This window comes from Marinomonas sp. S3726 (assembly GCF_000967665.1).
Classification (GTDB): domain Bacteria; phylum Pseudomonadota; class Gammaproteobacteria; order Pseudomonadales; family Marinomonadaceae; genus Marinomonas.
Genome location: NZ_JXYC01000004.1, coordinates 464496 through 487481 on the forward strand (window position 1 = coordinate 464496; position 22986 = coordinate 487481).

20 protein-coding genes are annotated in these 22986 nt (G+C 35.1%); 19 read left to right on the top strand and 1 reads right to left on the bottom strand.

The annotated features are described in order from the left end of the window. The first annotated feature begins 45 nt into the window (after positions 1-45). Positions 46-819, top strand: coding sequence for an imidazole glycerol phosphate synthase subunit HisF (gene hisF / locus TW85_RS03310; RefSeq protein ID WP_046015638.1), 774 nt, complete (start codon positions 46-48; stop codon positions 817-819). Between the two features lie 47 nt (positions 820-866). Here hisF and TW85_RS03315 read toward each other — a convergent pair whose 3' ends face one another. Next, positions 867-3023: a Tex family protein gene (locus TW85_RS03315; protein WP_046015639.1), complete on the bottom strand. Its 2157-nt coding sequence runs from the start codon at positions 3021-3023 to the stop codon at positions 867-869. Between the two features lie 270 nt (positions 3024-3293). Between TW85_RS03315 and TW85_RS03320 the strand changes: the two genes are divergently transcribed. The 18 genes from TW85_RS03320 (at position 3294) to TW85_RS03405 (ending at position 22981) form a co-directional block, all read left to right on the top strand. Further along, a complete protein-coding gene (locus tag TW85_RS03320; protein ID WP_046015640.1) occupies positions 3294-3689 on the top strand; it encodes an H-NS histone family protein in 396 nt (131 codons plus the stop codon). A 597-nt stretch (positions 3690-4286) separates the two neighbouring features. Further along, a complete protein-coding gene (locus TW85_RS03325) occupies positions 4287-5201 on the top strand; it encodes an NAD(P)-dependent oxidoreductase (RefSeq protein WP_046015641.1) in 915 nt (304 codons plus the stop codon). Further along, positions 5191-6123: a glycosyltransferase gene (locus TW85_RS03330; RefSeq protein ID WP_052701809.1), complete on the top strand. Its 933-nt coding sequence runs from the start codon at positions 5191-5193 to the stop codon at positions 6121-6123. The genes TW85_RS03325 and TW85_RS03330 overlap by 11 nt, the downstream gene beginning before the upstream one ends. Beyond that, positions 6120-6968 carry a polysaccharide deacetylase family protein gene (locus tag TW85_RS03335; protein WP_046015642.1) on the top strand — a complete coding sequence of 283 codons (849 nt, stop codon included), beginning with the start codon at positions 6120-6122 and terminating at the stop codon, positions 6966-6968. The genes TW85_RS03330 and TW85_RS03335 overlap by 4 nt, the downstream gene beginning before the upstream one ends. After that, positions 6968-8308 carry a hypothetical protein gene (locus tag TW85_RS03340; RefSeq protein ID WP_046015643.1) on the top strand — a complete coding sequence of 447 codons (1341 nt, stop codon included), beginning with the start codon at positions 6968-6970 and terminating at the stop codon, positions 8306-8308. The genes TW85_RS03335 and TW85_RS03340 overlap by 1 nt, the downstream gene beginning before the upstream one ends. Continuing rightward, positions 8305-10482 (top strand): peptidoglycan bridge formation glycyltransferase FemA/FemB family protein, encoded by a 2178-nt coding sequence (locus TW85_RS03345; RefSeq protein WP_046015644.1) that lies wholly within the window; start codon positions 8305-8307, stop codon positions 10480-10482. The genes TW85_RS03340 and TW85_RS03345 overlap by 4 nt, the downstream gene beginning before the upstream one ends. A 55-nt stretch (positions 10483-10537) precedes the next feature. Next, positions 10538-11584 carry a glycosyltransferase gene (locus TW85_RS03350; RefSeq protein ID WP_046015645.1) on the top strand — a complete coding sequence of 349 codons (1047 nt, stop codon included), beginning with the start codon at positions 10538-10540 and terminating at the stop codon, positions 11582-11584. Positions 11585-11677: 93 nt separating this feature from the next. After that, entirely contained in the window at positions 11678-12709 is a 1032-nt protein-coding gene (locus tag TW85_RS03355) for a polysaccharide biosynthesis protein (RefSeq protein WP_046015646.1), read from the top strand. Further along, a complete protein-coding gene (locus TW85_RS03360) occupies positions 12702-13577 on the top strand; it encodes an SDR family oxidoreductase (protein WP_046015647.1) in 876 nt (291 codons plus the stop codon). The genes TW85_RS03355 and TW85_RS03360 overlap by 8 nt, the downstream gene beginning before the upstream one ends. A 1-nt stretch (position 13578) precedes the next feature. Continuing rightward, the gene (wecB, locus tag TW85_RS03365; protein ID WP_046015648.1) at positions 13579-14709 is read left to right on the top strand and encodes a UDP-N-acetylglucosamine 2-epimerase (non-hydrolyzing); all 1131 of its coding nucleotides are present in this window, start codon (positions 13579-13581) and stop codon (positions 14707-14709) included. Further along, the gene (locus tag TW85_RS03370; protein ID WP_046015649.1) at positions 14710-15921 is read left to right on the top strand and encodes a glycosyltransferase family 4 protein; all 1212 of its coding nucleotides are present in this window, start codon (positions 14710-14712) and stop codon (positions 15919-15921) included. Continuing rightward, positions 15918-16853 carry an SDR family oxidoreductase gene (locus TW85_RS03375; protein ID WP_046015650.1) on the top strand — a complete coding sequence of 312 codons (936 nt, stop codon included), beginning with the start codon at positions 15918-15920 and terminating at the stop codon, positions 16851-16853. Before TW85_RS03370 ends, TW85_RS03375 begins: the two co-directional genes overlap by 4 nt. Before the next feature lie 11 nt (positions 16854-16864). Then, positions 16865-17419 carry a sugar transferase gene (locus tag TW85_RS03380; RefSeq protein ID WP_046015651.1) on the top strand — a complete coding sequence of 185 codons (555 nt, stop codon included), beginning with the start codon at positions 16865-16867 and terminating at the stop codon, positions 17417-17419. Between the two features lie 96 nt (positions 17420-17515). Next, positions 17516-18571 carry an NAD-dependent epimerase gene (locus TW85_RS03385; protein ID WP_046015652.1) on the top strand — a complete coding sequence of 352 codons (1056 nt, stop codon included), beginning with the start codon at positions 17516-17518 and terminating at the stop codon, positions 18569-18571. Between the two features lie 36 nt (positions 18572-18607). Next, positions 18608-20209 carry an aldolase catalytic domain-containing protein gene (locus TW85_RS03390; protein ID WP_046015653.1) on the top strand — a complete coding sequence of 534 codons (1602 nt, stop codon included), beginning with the start codon at positions 18608-18610 and terminating at the stop codon, positions 20207-20209. Positions 20210-20218: 9 nt separating this feature from the next. Continuing rightward, on the top strand, positions 20219-20959 hold the full coding sequence (locus tag TW85_RS03395) for a 3-deoxy-manno-octulosonate cytidylyltransferase (RefSeq protein ID WP_046015654.1): 741 nt from the start codon (positions 20219-20221) through the stop codon (positions 20957-20959). Then, positions 20956-21603 carry an HAD hydrolase-like protein gene (locus TW85_RS03400; RefSeq protein ID WP_046015655.1) on the top strand — a complete coding sequence of 216 codons (648 nt, stop codon included), beginning with the start codon at positions 20956-20958 and terminating at the stop codon, positions 21601-21603. The genes TW85_RS03395 and TW85_RS03400 overlap by 4 nt, the downstream gene beginning before the upstream one ends. Before the next feature lie 151 nt (positions 21604-21754). After that, positions 21755-22981 carry an oligosaccharide flippase family protein gene (locus tag TW85_RS03405; protein WP_046015656.1) on the top strand — a complete coding sequence of 409 codons (1227 nt, stop codon included), beginning with the start codon at positions 21755-21757 and terminating at the stop codon, positions 22979-22981. The last annotated feature ends 5 nt before the right edge of the window (positions 22982-22986 follow it).

The following is a 22986-nucleotide window of genomic DNA, read 5'->3' on the forward strand; positions in this document are numbered from 1 at the left end:
TTGAATTATGCCTGAATATACGGCAGCAAGAGTTGAGGAGTCGAAATGGGCTTAGCAAAACGTATTATCCCTTGTTTAGATGTTGATAATGGCCGTGTGGTCAAAGGGGTTCAGTTTCTTGATATTCGTGATGCGGGTGACCCTGTAGAGGTTGCTAAGCGTTATGATGAACAAGGTGCTGATGAGATTACTTTTTTAGATATTACCGCCAGTTCAGATGATAGAGCAACTACTGTTCATATGGTTGAAGCCATCGCTAGTCAGGTATTTATTCCCTTGACGGTTGGTGGTGGTATTCGCACTTGTGATGACATTCGTCGCATGCTGAATGCGGGAGCGGATAAGGTTGGTATTAATACTGCTGCAGTATTTAATCCTGAATTTGTAAGAGAAGCTGCCCAACGTTTTGGTTCACAATGTATCGTAGTTGCAATTGATGCAAAAAAAGTGAGCCAAGAAGGTGAAGAAGATAAATGGGAAATATTTACCCATGGTGGCCGTAAGCCAACTGGCTTAGATGCGGTTGAGTGGGCTAAGAAAATGGTTGATTATGGCGCTGGTGAAATTTTGCTAACTAGTATGGATAGAGACGGTACTAAAAACGGTTTTGATCTAGGTGTTACTAGAGCAATCAGTGAAGCTGTGCATGTGCCTGTGATCGCCTCTGGTGGAGTAGGTAACCTAGAGCATCTCGTTGATGGTGTTATTCAAGGTAAAGCGGATGCTGTGCTTGCTGCAAGTATCTTCCACTTTGGGGAGTACACTGTTCCTGAAGCAAAAGAGTTTATGGCTGAACGTGGCATAGAAATGCGTCTTTAGTTATTGCAGGCATGATCGGCTTATCATTAGCCGATCATGTTTTGTTGTTATAGACCTATGGCTTTTAAAGAAATTCTTTTTCGTTTCTCGTCCACATCTAACACTTCCACTTTTAAAATATCGCCAACTTTCACTAAGCTCGCAGGATCTTTTACGAAGCGGTTCGCTAGTTGTGAAATATGCACTAAGCCATCCTGATGTACGCCAATGTCAACAAAAACGCCAAAAGCCGCTATATTGGTTGCAACCCCTTCTAGAATCTTGCCTTCTACTAGATCAGAAATCTTTTCTATTCCCTGGTCAAATTTTGCGTATTTAAACTCAGGCCTAGGATCTCTTCCAGGTTTGGCTAATTCTAAAAGAATGTCTTCAAAGGTATAGTTATCAATGTGAGGGAACTCACTACGCAGCGATTTAATCTTGTCGATGGCTTGTGTATTACTGATTAATGCTTTTACCGAAGAGCCAAGTTTTGTGGCGATCTCAGTCACTAATGGGTAGCTTTCTGGGTGAACGCCAGATGCATCCAGTGGGTTATTACTGGTTTGAATTCTTAGAAAACCAGCACAATGCTCAAAGCTCTTATTGCCTATGCCTTTAACCTGCTTTAGCTCACTCCTATTGGTAAAGCTACCATGTGCATTTCTATAGGTGACAATATTATTGGCTAAGCTTGGGCTAAGGCCAGAGATATGCTCTAACAAACTTGCAGAAGCTGAGTTTAGGTCAACGCCTACTTTGTTAACACAATCCTCAATAACAATATTCAACGCCTCTTTTAATCGACTTGTTTTTATATCGTGTTGATACTGTCCTACACCAATTGATTCAGGGTCAATTTTAATAAGCTCTGATAAGGGGTCCTGTAAGCGTCTAGCAATAGATATTGCGCCTCTAATAGTCACATCTAAATCAGGAAACTCTTTGCTAGCAATTTCTGAAGCAGAATATATAGAAGCTCCTGACTCGCTGACAGTGACACATATAGCATCTAGATTTTCTCGTTTAATTAAATCATTGAGTAATTTGTCTGTTTCTCTCGATGCTGTACCGTTTCCTAGTGCGATTAAGCTAACCCTAAAATTTTTAATTAAATTTATTAATGTTTCTTCACTTTGATGTTTTTTGTTTTGCGGCGGGTGGGGGTAGATGACAGCATCTTTTAGAAAGTTTCCCTGTTCATCAATGACGGCTATTTTGACACCATTTTTGAATCCAGGGTCAAGTGCCATGATTCTTTTGTTACCAGCAGGCGCTGCCATTAATAAGGCTTCTAAGTTTTGGGCAAAAACTTTAGATGCTTCATTTTCTGCTTTATCTTTCAATTGAAGCAATAGGTTAGATTCTATTTTAGGGAGGACTTTAGTTAGCCATATCTGGTTTAAAATCTCTTCTTGAATGAAAGAAGTTCGATTTTGTCGAACTGTATGTTTTAAGTTGAGACTATTTAAAAAGTTTATAGCCAAACGGGGCATTTCATTTGTAGATAAACTGAGTGCTAGTTTAATAAAACCTTCTTTTTTACCTCTAAAAAGAGCGAGAGCTCTGTGAGAGGGGATACTTTTAATTGCCTCGCTATAGTCGAAGTAATCACGGTACTTTTCACCTGCTTCCTTTTTTCCTCTAATAACACGGCTGTTGATCATACCCGTATTATAAATATAGGTTTCACAGGCTTGTATGAAATCTGGCGTTAATAATAGAGGTTCACTGATCAGGTTAATAATATGTGTCTTAGCGTCTTCGAGAGAGATATTTTCATCAATATTCCTAGTGTGTGCTAATAGTTTTGCATCATTCCAGGATGTCCAGTGATTCCATGATTCTAAAGCCAGTTTCTCGAAGCCTAGGTTTCTTGCTAATTCAAATACACTCAGTTTGGTTGATTTGTAGGGGGCGTAAATTTCTTCAAGTTGTTTTTTTGTTTGGCTTGCTTGAATGCTGTTTTTTAATTCGCTTGTTAGTTGTTTATTATTTGTTAGCTTCTCTATTAATTTAATTTTATTGCTTTCAAGTTCTTGTAATTGCTTTTGTCTTATTTGGAAATTACGTAAATCAATATCACTCAAACCTTGAGTTTGATCCTTTCTGTAGCGTGCAATAAAAGGAATGCTTGCACCTTCATTAATCAGAGAAAGTGTGTTTTTTACAATTTTTACAGAAATATTAAATTCTTTCACTAGTTGGTTTTCTAAATTAAACATTTATTACTTAATCCAATAGTTATCATTACAAACTTTTTACAAAAAAATAAGAAATCCATTATTCTTGCATGATTTCAAAGGAATAGATTCATGAATCGGGCTTTAATAATGGATGAAATGACTTTAAAGCACATTATATATGCGGTTTTTTAAATGAAATAATTAAACACATTAGATTTTTTGCAATTCTTAATTTAGAATGCATTTTGATTTTAATGTGTAACGTGCTTATATTTAATTTATCACGTTTTTTATATTCAGAGGATAATTATGAGTCTTTTACTTGAACTTGCTGGCAATAAAGCAAAAGCACGCGCTGCTGCTAAAGAATTAACCATTGCCCAATTAGAAAATCTAATTTCTGGTTTTTCTAATGCACTAGAAAAGCTTAAGGAAGAGGAAAGCTTACGACAAGCTGAAGAGGCTCAAAGGACTGAGAAAGCAGAAGAGTTAGCAAAACTTATTGCTCAAAGCGGATTAACACTTGATGAAATTGCTGCACTTTCTGCACCTAAAGCAATTGCAACTAAAGGTAAAAGTGTTGAGCCAAAATATCGTTTGGAAGTAAATGGTGAAGAGCATTTATGGACTGGACGTGGCCGCACACCAAAAGTATTCCAAGAATACTTTGATGCTGGTAATAGCCGTGAGAGCTGTGAGCTATAGTTGTATTTGATTTAGCACAAAGCTTGACTTATTAAGAGTAGAGTCAGGCTTTTTTGCTAAAAAAGTTTTGCTTATTTATAGAGCCTCTCTTGAACATTGCCTGACATGCAGTGTTTACTAGGGGTTTTTTTATGGTCTTTGCTTTTCTGTATTACAATATTCGCCATTTATCAAAAGGAGTTCTTGTGTTGTGAGAGGGGGGCGTTATTTCTTCTTTTTTCAGTCTCAATAAAACACATAAGAGGCTTTATTTCGCATTTTACTTTCATGAAAGTAATAGTTTTATCTATGAGAAGCTTCATAGTTGGCTTAGGTGTGATCTTAAGCTTAAAAAGAAATAGTTAGGTCTTTAGTATTAGATTGATTCCTGTTGAGGGTTTTGTGTTTGCTGATACTTTTCTTGGGGAGTGGTAAGATCGTCATGAAGTTTTTTATTTTTATTTTAACGGTAAGAAGTTAAAGTGAGGCTTCAGGCTTTGTTAATTGATTGCTTTCTAATCTTAGGCGTGATTAAGGTTAATGAAAAAGTGTTGGCAAAGGCCTGATATATATTAAATTTGGTAACTTTTTCCCGTATTTTGTAAGAGGAGGTTGTTAGTGAATCGGAAGTATTTGGTGCTGGGTGGTACTGGTTATATTGGCGGTAAAATTGCGTCAGAATTATTTGAACAACAAAAGGATGTCACTGTTGTTGGTAGGCGCTCCGTTGGGGCTCTGACTAAACAAGGTATAAAAGTTATTAATGTTGATATGACTGATGAGGGATCTGTTGAAAAAGTTTTTTTAGAGAAATATGATTATGTGATAAATGCAATGGGATGCGTTGATCACGGTTTAATGATTTCTGGAAAAGGTTATCAAGTAATAGAAGCTCATTTATTGGCAACGCTTTTAATATTTAAATACCTTGATACAAATGCGCTGAAAAAATACTTGCATATTGGATCAGCAGATGAATATCCACAAAGTGATCGCTTTTTGAGTGAGAGCTTAAGAGAAATGCCTCTATCGCCATACTCTTTTTCAAAAACGTCAGTAGCTCATTTTCTTCAAATGCTTTACCTTTCAGAAGGGGTTCCTACTACAATCGCAAGGGTTTTCTTGACGTACGGACCAGGTCAAAATGTAGAGAGGTTTATTCCTCAAATTATTAAATCAGCAATCAATGGTATGAAGATAGAGACTACTTATGGGGAGCAAATTAGAGATTTTTGTTTTATTGATGACTTGGTTGAAGGGGTTTTACTTGCGCTGCATAGCGAAAAAACTAATGGTCATATTTTAAATATTGCATCTGGGAAGGAGGTTGAAATACGTTCGGTTGTAGATTATATCGCTAGAAAGTTTAATGGGGATGTTGAATTTGGGGCAAGGCCTTATAGGGAAAATGAGTCGATGTATCAAGTTGCTGATGTGCTTAAAATGAACGAATTGTTAGGTTGGAAAGCAAAAACCCCTTTTGAGGTTGGAATTGATAGGACAATTGAATGGTGTGTCAAAAATGAAAAATGATCCATTAGTTACCATTCTCATGAATTGTTATAATGGAGAAAAATATTTAAGGGAAGCTCTAGATAGTGTGTTTTCTCAGACTTATACAAACTGGGAAATTTTATTCTGGGATAATCAGTCAACTGATAATTCAAAATTGATCTTAGATGAGTATCTGCCTGACACTAGAATTAAATATTTTTATGCTCCCGAGCACACTGATTTGGGAGGAGGAAGAGCTGCAGCTTGGAAGTATGTGGAAGGTGATTATCTCGCTGTTTTAGATGTTGATGATCATTGGTATCCTGAAAAGCTTGCTCTTCAATTGGACGCTTTTAAAAAAAATGATTCGATTGGAATTGTTATATCTAATACAGAGTTCTTTAGTGAAAAGTTGAGAGAGCCTTTGTACAAAGAAGATCCGCCATATGAGTTAGGTTCTTCAGAGCTTATTAGGAAGTATTATATTTCGCTAGAGTCCGTACTATTATCTGTCAAGCATATTAAACGGTTAAGCGAAGGTTTCTCAAATAAGTTTAGTCATATTGCTGATTTTGACTTAATAGTTCGTTTAAGCACTCTTTCTGAGATAGTTTATGTGCCTAGGGTGCTATCTGCATGGCGGGTTCATAAAGGAAGTGGTACTTGGGCAGATAATGAGCAATTTAATATAGAGCTATTGCGTTGGGTTAGAATGTATTCAAACAATGAAATGTTTGTGAAGAGTGCATCGTCACTCTCTGTTCTGCATAAGAGGGCGTTGTTTGGTAAAGCTTTTTCCGAAATAACTAACTGGAAAGTATTAGGTGCTTTTAAGTTGTTTAAAGGGAGAGGCTTCTTTGATAGGGTTAAGCTTTCAATTGAGTTCATTTTTTACTTTCCTTTATTTTATGTTTTTAGCCTTTATAGACAGTATAAATTTGAAAGGAAGTGGTGGAAATGAGGTATTGGTTAAAGTTAATTTATATTTTTTCCATTTTTGCTTTTATTAAAGTTAGAAGGCTCTTTTTCTTTAATGAAAAAAAAATGGTAAGAGTTATTATATTACATGACTTATCTCATGATGAGATGTTGAAGCTTGATAAAATTGTCTTGAAGCTTAGCAAAACTTGGGATTTTATAAGCCCTAAAGACTTTATAGAGTATAATTTAGGGCGTTTTTCATTAAAACGACGTAGCATTCTTTTTACCTTTGATGATGGTTTTTTATCAAGTAAAACTGCTGCTGAAACAGTTTTAATGCCAAAAGGTATTAATAGTCTGTTTTTTATATCCCCTGGTTTCATAGATACTGCAAATGATGATGAGAAGTCTCTTCACTATTTAAATGCTGCATTAAAAATACGAACGGAAGAAAGTAGGGATGAGTTAAGACCCATGAATTGGGCGCAAGTAAATGAACTGCATGAAGCTGGCCAGCTCATAGGCTCTCATACTATTAATCATAAAGCTATTTCTAAGTGTTCCGAAGATGAGCTTTTGATAGAGCTGAAAGAAGGGAGAGCAAGGTTGGAAAATGAATTAAATGGAGTTGAAGTGACGGAGTTCGCTTTTCCATTTGGTCATGCAAAAAGTGTATGTGTGTCATCTCATGATGAGTCACTAAAATACTACTCTAATATTTATTCTGGTTTTAGGGGAGGGAATTATCCTCATGCTAAAAAAGGACTTATAATGCGAGATGCAATTAACCTTAAAGACCCATTGTTTTTTATAGAAGTATATTTAGAGGGGATGTTAGATGCCCAATATAAGCCTGTCATAGAAAAAATGATTAGAATTAAATAATGCTTAAACTAGAAAAAGAACGCATTCTTCCTTTACTTCTATCATTGTGCCTATCTTTGGAGCTGCTTCAATACTTTAATCTTTTGAATGGCGGTGGAGTAGGGTTTAGTGTGCATGTTGGCAGGTTATATCAATTTTTTATTCTACCATTTTTGTTGATTTACGCTGCTAGTATTAAGTTAGTGATAAATAAGTATGTTTTATTTACAGCATTCCCATATTTGATATGTGTGGTGCTAATTGGGATTGTTAGTGCTTGTGCTTATCTTTTGGGCTGGTATGGCGAAGAGGTTAGTGGCTTTCGGCCGCTGATGGAATATATTTTATATATTTATCAATTGAGTGTTTTTTGCTTTTTACCTGTACTTCTAATAAAAAGTAAAAATCAGTTTATATGCTTTTTAAATTATTTAAGGCTGGTAATCCTTTTTTCTATAATTGTAGGGATAATTGATTTTTTAATTAGAGGGGCCTTTGGGTATGACTTGTTAGCTAGGGCTGTTTATGATGGAGTTGATGTAGGGGTAAGGTTTCATGGCATGTTTGGGGAGCCTCGTGATGCTGCTGTAGCATTGCTTTTTTATGGGTTAATTGAGGCGCTTTTAAATTTTTATAAAAGAGGTAGCCTTCAGTTATCAAAGAGAAAAATCTTTCTGCTAATGTTTCTTTTACTTATGACACAATCATTCTCATTTATTATTGGTGTGTTTGTGTCTTTTTTGCTCTTGGTGTCTTTTAATCCTCAATTTGTCTTTGTTCAACATTTTAGACTGTCTTTTATATTTCTATTTTTTTCGTTAGCTTTATTGTTTGCTTTGTCGTATTTCGAGCGAATGCAGCGATATTTTGATGGTGTATCTCTTGCTTTAACTTCCGTGTTTGAAAAGGATTTCTCTAGTTTACCTCCTGTTTTCAGTGGTCAGTTACCAAACTTGTATCCTGCGGCAGTGTTTTTTGAGCGGCTGTTGAATGTTGAATTAGGAATGCTCTTACTTGGTAGTGGGTTAGGTAGTGTCGCTTATGTAAATGCTGAGTCGGGCTTTTGGCCTGGAGAGTTGATAAATCCACATTCAAATATATTGAGGATTGCAATTGACTTTGGTGTTTTGGGGGGGTGGTTTTATGTTTTTTCTCAGTTATACATTTTTTGGTCTGCATCAAAAAGATTATGCAATAGAGAGCGTCAAAATAAAGTTGCGTTAACTTTATTTTCTGTACTTTTGGTTGGAGCTAGTTTGGCTCATAGGTCCCCAGTGATAATTATGTCTTTAGGTATTATGTTATTGGCAATTGGTTTTGTTGATACGAAGCATAGCGATAGAAAACAGGAAATTAAATGAAAAAGTTCTTAAAGCCGACCTTTGATTTGGGTTTTTTTTGTAATAAAGCTGAGCCGTTGGAAACTTTAAACCGATATTGGTCTGATTCCAATGATGTAGTTGGATGGTTGTCTCGAAGTTCTATTTCGTTTTTGCAAATAGCTGTTTGGAAGTTTGCATTAACTGGGAATAAGCCAAGATTTTGGTTTCCAAGTTATATCTGTGACGACGCTCTGATCCCACTAAAAAAGTTCGGTTGCGAAGTGATGTTTTATAATGCGGGTGAAGATTTAAACTACCATGCATGCATAAAGCAGTTTGATGATTTAAATTGCGATCTTGATGTTTTAGTATATGTTCACTACTTCGGTAAAATAGATGCCCCAGGGATATCAGATATTGCTGAATACTCAAAACGTAAGAAAATATGGTTAGTTGAAGATGCTGCTCATGTCTATATAAAGGCTGGAAATGTTGGAAAGTATGGAGACTTTACTGTCTTTAGCCCACATAAGCGGTTTAATATACCTTCAGGCTCAGCATTAGTGATTAAAAATGCGGATGTGATTTCTTTTTTTAGTCTAGCTAATCAAGACAATATTTTAGTTAATGACTTATCTGAAGAACTAATTAAAAGTTTAGAAGGCGATGTAGATTGTCATAGTTCATCAAAGAGAATACATGAAAATTTAAGATGGATAATTAAAGAGTCTGCACGAAAGTTAGTGGGTTCTATTGGTTATAGTTATGATAAACAGGTTTTAAATAGCTCTACTTGTCAGGATAAGTTTGAAAAAGATAAAGTAATTCCCTCTCCAAAACTAAAGGATTTAACATTTTCTTTGTTGTCTAGGTATGTTGGACGAGTATCTGTGTTTCAGAAACAGCATGTTAGGGTTAGGTGTGCTTGGCTAGAGCTTGTTAAGGCATTTTCTGAGTTCCATGATGTTGAAATAGTTGTAAATCATAGTGATAGTGACTATATGCTACCTATTCAGCTGAAAGGCGTGAAGGGAGAAATGTTTGATTTAGGAAATGCTTTAAGTCAAATTGGTGTGCCTGTTTTAAAGTGGCCCAACCTACCAAAGCAAATAAGTAAAGATATTACCAACTCTGCACTAGCACTTTATAAAAGTTCTTACATGCTGCCTATTAATGCATCTATATCAGAAGAAGCTATTTTTGCTTTAGTTCGATCAATTAGGAGAAAAGCCAAAGAAGAGACGCTGGAGTTAGTGGATTTAAATGTTGATGTAAAAACGAATGATGATGGTGAGTGCTTTCCAAGGCCTTTTGTTCAATCGCTCGCTTATTCTAGAGCTAGATCTAATACTAGTTCTAGCTCTTTAGTTAAGGTGAAGGTCCGCTCTACATCTGATGAAAATATGTTTTTCTCATATATTAGAAAGAAAAAATATATGTTTACCTCTTTAAATACTTCTAGTTTTGGTCCTGTTATGTCTGGCGGGACTGAAGAGAAAGAAATTGCATTTTTAAGTATGCTTGGAAAAAAATACGGGGCTTGGTTTAAGGCCCATGTGCTTATGATTACACCAAATATTCCTTTGAATGGAAGTTCTATGTACAAATTGTGGGTAGCTGGCTATAGAAGAGTTGGTAACTCTAATTGGTCATCTTCTCGGATAGACCTTTCTCAATCAGAAGAGCGTATTCGTGGTGCTTTGAATAAAAAATGGCGTAATCAACTCGTAAAAGCTGAGAGGTGTAATTTTGAGCTTATTGAAAGTACAAATACTAATGATGTATTGCAGGTGTTTGAGTTAAGTGAGCAGTACTTATCTTCAATTGGTATTCAAAGTGTATCAAAAGATTTAGTTAAAGAGTTATTAGTCGAAGCTTCTAAAGGTGATAGTGACTTAACATTGCGAGTTCAAAGGGTGTATTCTGATAATGAGCTTATTGGTGGCGTTATCATTGCCGAAAGCAATGGTGAAGCAACTTACTTTTTTGGGTGGAGTTCGGAGTTAGGTAGAAAGAACTATGTAACCCAATTGTTATTGTGGAATGGCATTTTATCTTCTAAAGAGCAAGGCTTAAGTCTTTTTGATCTTGGTGGAATAGATCATGTAGGTTCACCTGGGGTTGCTAAATTTAAGCAGGGGCTTAATGGAGAAGAGTATATTAATGTAGGTACTTTTTTATATGTCCCAAGATTATTTAGATTTAAAGTCTAAGAAGGGTATATTGCCTACTTGTTATTATAGTAAGTGATTTTAAGGTTTGTAATTCATGAATGTCTTTTATTCGCCAAATGTCCATACTGGGGGAGGGGCTGCTCTACAGAAAGAGTTGCTTAATGTTTCAGAAATTAATGGTAAAACCATTTTTCTGCTTGATGAAAGATTCGATTTAACTACTCTAAAAGCGCTTGATAAAAGGATAGTTAAGTGTGCGCCAACATTATTAGGTAGAATAAAAGCAGAGTTGTTGTTACGTAAACAGTCAAAAACATGTGATAAAGTTTTGTGCTTTCATAGTTTACCTCCTTTGTTTGCAGTCGATTCAGAAGTTGAAGTGTTTTTTCAGAATGTTAATATTCTAACTCCTTCAGCATTAAAAAATGCTCCTATGAGAATTAGAGTAAAAAATATGCTTGAAAGGTATATATTACTTTTTTTCTCTAAGAGAGTTAGTAAGTTCATAGTTCAGTCTGAATTAGTAAAAGAATTATTAGTTAGCAATGCAAAGATAGATGAGCATAAAGTTTTAGTTTTTCCTTTTTGTGGTGTGGCTGATGCTGGCTTGCAAAATATACAATGTAGAAAAGATCAGCTCTTGTATGTAGCTGATGGTTCCGCACATAAAAATCATTTGAGGTTAGTTAAGGCTTGGGTGTTTTTAGCAAAAAAAGGTTTTTTCCCTAAATTAGTTTTAACTTTGGGTGAAAGAGACTCTCTCTTATGGGAAAAGATTTCATTTTATATTAAAAAGCACAATCTTAATATTGAGAATGTTGGCTATATTGGTAGGGATGAAGTGTTTGAGTTATATAAAGTAAGTAGAGCTTTGATTTTCCCCTCTTTTAATGAATCTTTTGGTTTGCCTTTACTTGAAGCTGCTGCTAGTAAATTACCAATACTAGCAGCTGAACTTGATTTTGTAAGGGAAGTTTGTGCTCCAGTAGAGACATTTAACCCATATTCTGAATTATCAATTGCAAGATCTATTGCAAGATTTATGGGTTATAAAATAGATTGTTTGAAGGTTAATACAGCGGAAAGTTTTTGTGATGAATTCTTGTTAAAGAATAAATTTATGATCGTAACCGAATCTTAGCTCTTTTGTCTTATATAGCAATATGTTTTTGATTTTTAATTAATGCTAGCCTGAATTTAGTCACATAATATTATTTTTTGGAGTTTTAGCCATATGTTCGAGAATAAAGTTCTTTTAATTACAGGAGGAACCGGTTCTTTTGGTAATGCTGTATTGAAGCGTTTTTTAAATACAAATATTGGAGAAATAAGAATTTTCTCTAGGGATGAAAAAAAGCAAGATGATATGAGGAAGCGCTATTCTTCTGATAAATTAAAGTTTTACCTAGGAGATGTTAGGGATTTTCAGAGTGTTTCAAATGCTTTAAGAGGTGTGGACTTTGTATACCATGCAGCTGCCTTAAAGCAGGTACCTTCGTGTGAATTTTATCCTCTGGAAGCTGTTAAAACAAATGTGATGGGAACAGAAAATGTACTAGAAGCAGCAATATTCCATCAAGTGAGTAAAGTTGTTTGCCTTAGTACAGATAAAGCTGTATATCCAATTAATGCTATGGGTATATCAAAAGCTATGATGGAAAAAGTGATAGTAGCTAAGTCACGAAATGCTCCCAAATCCACTATGATTTGTGCAACCCGATATGGCAATGTAATGGCTTCAAGGGGGTCAGTAATTCCACTCTTTGTCGATCAAATTCTAAAAGATTCCCCTATCACGATTACAGACCCTTCTATGACCCGTTTTATGATGAGTTTAGATGATGCGGTTGACCTAGTCTTACATGCATTTGAGCACGGCTCTAATGGTGATATTTTTGTCCAAAAGGCTCCGGCTTCTACTATTGAAAATTTAGCCAAAGCAACTCTCTCCTTAATGGGTAAAGATGGTCATGACATTAATATAATGGGGACTAGGCATGGAGAAAAACTATATGAGACTTTATGTAGTAGGGAGGAGATGTTAGTCGCAGAAGATCAAGGGGGGTATTATCGTATACCAGCTGATAACCGAGATTTAAATTACGAGAAATTTTTTGAGGAGGGTTCTAAGTCCTTATCTTCTTCTGAAGATTATAACTCACATAATACTTTAAGACTTGATCTTGCTGAAATGAAGTCTTTGCTTTTGAAGCTAGATTTCATTAAAAAAATTGTTTCTAACCAAGAGGCTTTTCCGGATGAATGAAAAGGTTTTGATACTTGGCGTGAGTGGTATGTTAGGTAGTAGTCTACATCGATATTTATCATGTAATACCGGTATTGACGTTGTTGGTACAGTTAGAAATGATGATTTAAAAAATAAACTTGCAGTAATGGGGTTTAATAATGTTATTAGTAATATTGATGTCACAGATGATGGTGTGTTATATAGGCTTATTGAAAGAGAAAAACCCCATTATGTTTTGAATTGTATTGGTCTTATTAAGCAGTTATCTGTGTCAAAGGTGCATGTACCTTCAATTGAAATTAATAGTCTATTACCACATAAACTTGCTTTAGTTTGCTCTGAGTTGTCGTCTAAATTGATACATTTTTCTACAGATTGTGTATTTAGTGGTGAGAAGGGAATGTATAAAGAGTGTGATCTGCCTGATACTGCAGACCTATATGGTCGCTCCAAGCTATTAGGTGAAGTGGATTATGGTGGACATTTAACATTAAGAACCTCAATTATCGGACATGAGCTCTTTTCTAACCATAGTTTAGTCGATTGGTTTTTAAACCAACAAACTGATGTGAAAGGGTTCTCGAATGCTGTTTTTTCGGGCTTACCCACTTGCTATCTTGCTGAGTTTTTAATGGAAAAAGTCTTTCCAAGTAAGTCTCTTTCAGGGTTATATCACTTAAGTGCAGAGCCAATTGACAAGTTTTCGTTATTAACCTTAATAAAAGATAAGTATCAGAGGGAAACGTATATTGAAAAGTTTCCTGACTTCAGGCTGGATCGTAGTCTAGACTCAGAGCTGATTAGAGCTGAGGTTAACTGGAAAGCTCCTAGTTGGGAAGACTTAATTGATAAAATGCATTATGAATATATAGAGTATTTTCAATAGTATGAAAAAATTAAAAGTAATGACTTTTGTAGGGACAAGACCGGAAATAATTCGGCTTTCCAGAATAATATCTAAACTTGATGTTTTTTGTGAGCATATATTGGTTCATACGGGGCAGAATTATGACTATGAATTAAATCAAATTTTTTTTGAAGAGCTAGGTATTAGGAATCCCAACGTTTTTCTAGAGTGTGCAGGAATTAGCTCAGCAGATACAATGGCTCAGGTAATTGCAAAATCAGATTTAGTTTTACAGGATCATAAACCAGATGCTGTTCTTATATTGGGAGATACCAATAGTGCTATGTCAGCGATATCTGCAAAGAGACGAAAGGTTCCTGTTTTCCATATGGAGGCAGGAAATCGTTGCTTTGATATGAGGGTTCCAGAAGAAATCAATCGAAAGATCGTTGACCATATATCGGATATTAATTTACCTTATACTGATATTGCAAGGGAGTACTTGCTAAGAGAAGGCTTAAGACCCGATATGATAATTAAGACTGGTAGCCCAATGGATGAGGTGCTCAGCTATTATTCCCAAAAAATTGAAAAAAGTGATGCAATAGTAAAGTTAGGATTATCAAAAGGGAAATATTTTTTGGTGAGTATTCATCGTGAAGAGAATGTTGATTCAGATGTCAATATTAAAGCGTTCGTGGAAGTTTTATCGGAGCTGGCTGAAAAATATCAAATGCCAGTGATAGTTTCTACACATCCACGTACTAGAAAAAAAATCGATATACTCAATTTAAAGTTTCATTCTCTTGTAAAGCTTATGAAACCCTTAGGTTTCTGTGATTATGTCAATCTTCAAATAGGGGCAAAGTTAGTACTTAGCGATAGTGGTACCATCACTGAAGAGTCTTCTATTTTAAATTTTCCTGCTGTTAATATTCGAGATGCGCATGAAAGGCCGGAAGGTTTTGAAGAAGGTGCTGTGATGTTTACTGGAATGAATATAGAGAGAATATTGCAAGCTATAAACATTCTCGAATTGCAAGGAGTGGGAGATGAAAGGACTATTAATAAGGTCCAAGATTATATTGCTCCTAATGTATCAGAAAAAATTCTTCGAATTATTATTAGTTACACGGACTTTGTTAATAAAGTTACATGGAGAAAAGATTAGTTGCGAATTGTTTTATTAGTTGATGACTTTTTACCTGAAAGCACGAAGATTCATGCAAAAATGTTTTATGATTTAGCTCTAGAACTTATTGGAAGAGGGCATCAGGTTGTTGTTATTACGCCGGGTAGCTGGAACCAAAAGCAGAATTTAATTGTTGATTGTTTAGACGGTATAGAAATATGGCGTTTTAAATCAAAACCAACTCGAGGTGTGGGTAAAGTAAGGAGGGCTATCAATGAAACAATGTTATCCTGGAGGGCTTATAGGGCAATTGCTTCTCGCGTTAGACTCCAAGCGTTTGATCTTTGTGTAAACTACTCCCCAACGATATTTTATGGGCCCTTGGCCTATTATTTAAAGCAATTAGGTGCTTATAATTATTTGGTTCTTAGAGATTTTTTTCCTCAGTGGGTTATTGATCAAGGAATGATTAAAAGTAATTCTATGATAGCTAAGTATTTCCGTTATTTTGAGCATTTTAATTATAAAGTATCAGACTGTGTAGCTGTTCAATCTAAAGCTAACCTTAAAATCTTTCATGATATGTATAAGTCGCACGATAATGTGAAAGTGTTAATGAATTGGGCGGAGGTCAAGCAATCTGAAGCTGCAGTTAATGCAGGAATTAGAAAAAAATTTTCTTTGAATGGTAAGGTAATATTCTTTTATGGTGGGAACATAGGGCATGCCCAAGATATGAGTAATATTCTAAGGCTCGCGAAGCGTTTTTTACCGATCAAGGAGGCTCATTTTTTATTGGTTGGTCAAGGTGATGAATTTACATTAGTTTCAAATACTATAAAAAACTGGAGGTTGCAAAATACAACACTTTTACCTTCAGTATCTCAAGATGATTACAAAAATATTTTGCAAGAAGTGGACGTGGGATTGTTTTCCCTTTCAAGTAAGCACCGTGCTCATAACTTTCCTGGGAAATTGCTAGGCTATATGGCTGAATCATTGCCTATACTCGGAAGCGTTAATACTGGAAATGATGTTATTGAAGTTCTAAATGATGGCAATGCAGGTCTAGTTACGGTTAATGGGTTTGATGATGATTTTTTCTCTAACGCAATGGCGTTTGTTCATGATGATATTCTAAGAGAGAAAATGGGGAGGGCTTCATTCGAACTCCTGAAGCGTCAATTTTCAGTAAGCGCAGCGGTCGATGAAATTTTAGATCAAGTAACAATTGGTAAGGAATACAAATGAAAGTGCTCATAACTGGAGGTACTGGTTTCCTAGGCACAGCTTTATATCCTGAGCTAGCAAAAAAGCATAGTGTTTCCCTTTTAGGGAGGTCAAAGCCTAAATATGATGCAGTGCATTTTGATATAGACTTTATTAGCGGTCATGATTTATCAAATTGCTTAAGGGGGGTGGATGTCGTTATTCATTGCGCTGCTCGCGCTCATGTAATGAGTGAATATTCTGATGACCCTTTAAGTGACTATCGTAAAGTTAATGTGGTTGGAACAAAAAACTTAGCTAAGCAAGCTGCAAGTATGGGGGTAAAACGTTTTATCTATATAAGTTCAATAAAAGTCAATGGAGAAAGGACTCACAATAATTCCCAGTATAATGAAAACTCTCCAAAATTACCTGAAGACGCTTATGGGAAATCAAAAATGGAGGCGGAAGACTGTCTTGAAGAGTTATCTAAATCTTTAGGGTTAGAAGTTGTAATAATCCGACCTCCTTTAATATATGGGCCAAATGTTAAAGGGAACTTTTTAAGACTTTTAAGTCTAGCAAAAAGAAAGCTCCCTTTACCATTCGGTATTATAGATAATAAACGCAGCATGATTTATATAGGCAATTTAGTAGACTTTGTTTGTAAATGTGTAGAACATTCTAAGGCAGCTAATCAAACTTTTTTAATTACAGACGGTAACGACCTGTCAATAGCATCTTTGTTATCAAAAATGAGGAAAAGCAATAACTGCAGGCCTCTTTTATTTCCAGTTCCGAAAGTTGTGTTTGAAGTTGCAGGTAAGTTGGCGGGGAAAAGTGATGTTGCGGCTAGATTAGTAGGAAATTTGAGAGTTAATTCATCTAAAGCAAATGAACTTTTAGATTGGGAACCTCCATTTTCTGTTGACGAAGGTGTTCGTTCCTCAGTTAAATGGTTTAATGAAAAGTAAAGGGGCGTTGTGTGATTAGAGTCTTAGATGTTTGTATTTCACTCATTGGTCTAGTATTAGGGCTACCGATTTTACTCTGTATTTATATATTCGGGCTTTTTGATACAGGTGAACCTCTTTTTTTTCAGGAGCGAGTTGGGCTTCATAAAAAAGGGTTTGTTTTAGTTAAGTTTAGAACAATGAAGTTAGATACTGAGTCTGTGGCGAGTCATTTAGCATCCACTTCATCGATTACAAAGTTTGGAAAGTTTTTACGAAAAACTAAAATTGACGAGTTACCTCAGCTTTGGAATGTATTGAAAGGGGATATGAGTATTGTTGGCCCAAGACCGGGTTTATTCAATCAATATGAGTTAATGGATGAAAGAGATCGTTATAATTTGTATCAGGTAAGGCCTGGAATTACAGGTTTATCACAAATTAACAACATTGATATGTCTGTTCCTAAGCTCTTGGCTGAAACTGATAGAAAAATGATGAACACCCTTTCAGTTGTACGTTACTTTTTTTATATATTTGCAACAGTTGCAGGGAAAGGAGCTGGGGATAGAATTATTAAAGATTAAATGCATACTGAATATTTAAAATATTATGGCAGTTTAGGGTTTTAATTAATGAATAAAAAGTTGTTTTTTATTCATGTAAATTTTGGAAGTTAATTAATGAGAATTTTAATTACAGGAGCTGCTGGCTTTATAGGATTTCATCTTATACAGGCATTAAGAAGTAGAGTTGATAGTATAATTGGTATTGATAATTTAAATGATTATTATGACCCAAAACTTAAGTGTTTAAGGCTGAAAAATCTAGGTTTTCAATTTGATGACGAGAAGCTTTTAAATAGCATTAATGGTGAAAAACTCTATTCAGAAAATATTAAATTTATTAAAATTGACATATCAAATAGAGAGTTAATTAAACAACTATTTGATGATGAGTGTTTTGATGTTGTAATTAATTTGGCTGCACAGGCTGGAGTTAGATATTCAATTGAAAATCCTGAGGCTTATATTGATAGTAATTTGGTTGGCTTTGCCAACATATTAGAAGGTTGTAGAAAAACGAAAGTAAAACATTTGTTGTATGCCTCGTCTAGTTCTGTTTACGGCATGAATAAAAAACAACCTTTTAGTGTTGAAGATCAGGTAGACTATCCTATTAGTTTATATGCTGCTACGAAAAAATCTAATGAATTAATGGCTCACACATATAGTCACTTGTATGGTATTCCAACAACAGGGCTAAGATTTTTTACAGTATATGGCCCTTTTGGAAGGCCTGATATGGCTTATTTTTCTTTTACTAAAGCTATACTTTCAGGTTCTGAGATCAATGTATTTAATAATGGAGATATGAAAAGAGATTTTACATATATTGATGATATTATAGAGTCTATTGTTGGTTTGATTGATAATACCCCCTCAGTTGATGATTCGCACCAACAGGCTAGGCATCATTTTACAGGAGCTCAAGCTCCTTATCATGTTTACAATATTGGTAATAATCGTCCCATTACTCTTAGTCGCTTTATTTCTGCAATTGAATCAGCGTGTGGCTCTAAAGCAATAAAAAAACTCTTACCAATGCAGTCAGGTGATGTTCCTATTACATACGCAAATATTGACCCCTTAATATTAGATATTAAATTTAAACCTGAAACAGAGATTGAGACTGGAATTTGCAAGTTTGTAAGTTGGTATAATGAAGTTTATTCATAAAAATGGCATATTTGAATTTATAAATGGGGCTAAGTGATGTTTGTATTGGATTGTACACTTCGAGATGGTGGTTATTATAATAATTGGAATTTTTCAGAAGAGCTGGTGAATCATTATTTAAAAGCAATGGAAGCTGCTGGGGTGAGTTTTGTTGAGCTAGGTTTACGTAAATCTAAAAGCAACAAATTTGTAGGTGCGAGTGGTTTTACAACAGATTGTTACTTACGCCGCTTTTCAATTCCTGAAACGTTAAAAGTGGCTGTAATGGTTAATGCCGCAGATTTATTAAGCACTCCTGATATTTTTAATGAATTGGAACTGCTGTTTCCTAATGATTCATCAAATTCTCCTGTTGATCTAGTTCGTGTAGCATGTCATGTACACGAGTTTGAAGCTGCTTTAGTTGCTTCAACTTGGCTAAAAAAACGAGGGTTCTTGGTAGGGTTTAATATTATGCAAATTGCAGAGCGTACTTCTGATGAAATCGAAGCTTTAGCAAGATGTGCAAGTCGTTACAAAGAAGTTGATGTGTTGTATTTCGCTGACTCTATGGGTGGAATGGGGCCTGACGACATTGTAAAAGTAATTCAGTCAATAAGAAAAGAGTGGCAAGGGGAAGTTGGGATACACGCTCATGATAATTTAGGTCTTGCATTAGTGAACACTCTAGCTGCGAATGATGTTGGCGTTACTTGGTTGGACTCTACTGTTACTGGTATGGGGCGTGGACCTGGAAATACGCGTACAGAGGAGTTGGTATTTGAAGCTGCGGAACGATTAGGGAAAAAGCTTGAGCTTATACCTTTGATGCAGCTTATTGAGCAGTATTTCGCTCCAATGAAAAATCAATATGGTTGGGGATCAAATTCATATTATTATCTTTCTGGGAAGTACGGTATACACCCGACTTACGTTCAAGAGATGATTGCTGATTCAAGATATGATGAGGCTGATATTCTTGCTGTATTAGATTATTTGAAAATGAATGGAGGAGCTAAATTTAGTCCTTCAATCTTAAATGAAGCAAGAAATTTTTATAGGTCTGAATCAAAAGGAAATTGGAAGCCAGTAGATTTAATTAAAGGGAGGCAAGTCTTAATATTAGGTGCTGGCCCTGGCGTAAAAGAACATTTAGGTGGGATAGAAGACTTTATTAGAAGGGAAAAACCAATTGTTGTTGCATTAAATACTAAAAGTATCATTCCAGAAGAGCTTATTGATATCCGTTTTGCATGCCACCCTGTAAGACTGTTGTCTGACTGTAATGAATATATGGGCCTACCTCAACCATTAGTTACACCTTTTTCTGCTCTACCAGTTAACGTCTGTAAAGCTCTTGAAGGAAAGAGTGTTTTAGATTTTGGGGTTAACGTTCAAGAAAATAAGTTCTGTTTTTCTGAAACAAATGCTGTTTTACCTAATTCACTGGTAATTTCTTATGCTTTGGCAATATGTACTAGTGGGAAAGCTAAGAGGGTACTTTTAGCTGGATTTGATGGATATGGTGCAGATGATCCTAGAACTTTAGAAATGGAGTCCTTGTTCTCCCTTTATCTTTCTCAGGAAGAGCGTTGTGAGGTAACTTCGATTACGCCTACTCGCTATTCAATTCCAGTAACCTCAGTTTATTTATTATAAGGGCCTTGTATGCGAAGTGTTGTTATTATTCCAGCTAGATATCAATCTAGCCGATACCCAGGGAAGCCACTTGTTGCTTTACTGGGAAAAGCCATGGTGCTTTGGGTTGCTGAACTCTGTACTAAAGCCGTTGGCCATGAAAATACTTATGTTGCGACAGACGATGAGTTGATTGCTAAAGAGGTTGTTAATGGCGGGTATAATGTAGTAATGACAAACAGCGATGCGCTAACTGGGACTGATCGTTTAGCTCAAGCTGCAGAAAAGATTGAAGCTGATATTTATATTAATGTGCAAGGCGATGAGCCCTTGGTGTGTCCAGAAGATATTATCAAAATACGAGATGCTAAGTTGAGCTCTATGGATAAAATTATCAATGGGTATACATGGATTTCGGAGCATGAAGACCCTCATAATGTAAATATTCCAAAGGTTTTAACTAACGAAAATGATGAAATGATCTATATGTCAAGGCTTGCGTTGCCAGGGTATAAAGAAATAAAAAATGCCCCAAAGTCTTACAAAAAGCAGGTATGTATTTATGCTTTTACCAAAGATGAATTAATGTCATTTGTTGGCTTCGGTCGAAAAAGTATAGTCGAATCCTCTGAGGATATAGAAATTTTAAGATTTTTAGATCTTGGGAAAAGCATTAAAATGATTGAGACCAAACCTAATAGTTTAGCTGTTGATATGCCAGAGGATGTAGCTAGAGTGGAGCTTGCTCTGAGAGAGTTACATAATTTATGAAAAGTATAAAGGAATACCAAGTAATTATTTTTGATTGTGATGGCGTTATATTAAATTCTAATAAAGTAAAAACTGATGCGTTTTATTTATCAACTTTGCCTTATGGAGAAGAAGCTGCATCATCAATGGTTAAATATCATGTTGCAAACGGGGGTATTTCAAGATATGAAAAGTTTCAATACTTTCTTAATAATATCGTGAATGACTCTTTTGGTGGGCCAGACTTAGACGAATTACTTGACACTTATGCAAAAAACGTTAAGGAAGGACTGTTGAATTGTGAATTAACTCAAGGGTTAAGGGAATTTAGGCATAGTAGTGACTCGCTGTGGTTTATTGCTTCTGGTGGAGATCAAAGTGAACTAAGAGAGGTGTTTTTAAATAGAGGAATTGATAGCTGGTTTGATGGTGGGATTTTTGGTAGCCCCCAAAATAAACACGAAATTCTAGAGCATATTTTCTCATTTGAATCTGCGAGTTCTGCTATTTTAATAGGAGATAGTAAGTATGATTTTGAAGCTGCTATATCTGCTAATATTGACTTTTTATTTGTGTCTGATTGGTCTGAGGTTGATTCTTGGGAAAAGTGGGTCGATGAAAATAAAATAACCGCTATAGAAAAAGTTGGCAGCTTATTAAGTTAAAGACTTCTGCTTCAAATTTTTGAATTGTCTTTGTAGCTAAAATGTCGTTTTTATTACTTATTATCAAAATAAGTTTAGTTTTAATATGTTTTTAGATGTATTGTTTTTATGATTAAAGAAAGTATTAAAAGTTTAGAGCTGAGATGTACTGGTGATAAGTAAGCCAGTTTTTTTATATTTGGCTGCAAATATATTGTCAGCTTTAATTGGCTTTGCAATGCTCCCAATCGTCACTAGAGTGTTGACTCCTAGTGAATATGGGGTTTTTAGCATATTTCAATCACTTTCTGCAGCAGCAGGTATATTTGTTGGTTTAAATTCACAAGGTTTATTATTAAAAAAAATATTCGTCAATAATGAAGTTGTAGGACTAAAGGCTTATGTCACGTTAACGATTTTGGTTGCACTCCTAAGCTGGTTCTTTGCAGCATTACTATCATTGTTGATGCTTAATATCATAGAGATAGAATTGACTTTTTCTCAATCTTTATTGGCAATTACACTCTCCCTTTTTGTTTTTATTGTGAGAATAAGAACTGTATTATATCAAGGATTCGAGCAGCCAATATTTTATGCTTTTTATCAAGTTGGTGGGGCATTTTTAATATTTTTATCTGTGATTTTATTTGTTGTTTATTTTGAATTTGGCGTAGATGGGAGAATGGCTGGTGCTGTAATTGGGCCATTATTTTTTTCCTTTCTTGCTATTTACTCACTTATTCGAAATAAGTTAATAGTTCTTATGTTTTCTAAGCGAGTGCTCAAAGAAATACTTGATTTTGGCATGCCGCTTTTGCCACATGCAATTTTTGGGGTCTCATTTTTATATGTTGATAGATGGGTAATTGCAGCTAATCTTGGTTATGATAGTGTTGGAATATATGGGGCCATATTACAAATTGTTGCCCCAGTTACATTATTATTTGATGCTTTTAATAAAGCTTATGTTCCTTGGTTATATAAAAAACTTGCAAATAAAAAAAAGAACTTCTCGCTTTTAAGGCATCAAATGATAGTTTTATTTGCGATTGTAGTGGGTGCTATTATTGCTTTTTTTGTTTTAAAGTATGTGTCAAGTTTTATTCTCCCAGAAAACTATCAGGCACCTGATAGTGTGATGTTTTATGTATTTATTTCTATTGTTTTTTTGGGCTTTTATCAAATGCCAAATAACGTGCTGTTTTTTTACAAAAAAACAGGTTCAGTATCCATTGTTACTGGCGTAGGTTTTTTAATTTATCTTATTGCGCTTTATTTTACAGTAGAGCCTTTTGGATTAATTGGAGTAGCTGTTTCATTTTTTATATCTGTAGGAGTAAGATGCGTTTTATCTTTAATTTTATCGAACTTTCATTTTATTAATTCACAATCAAATTAGAAGAA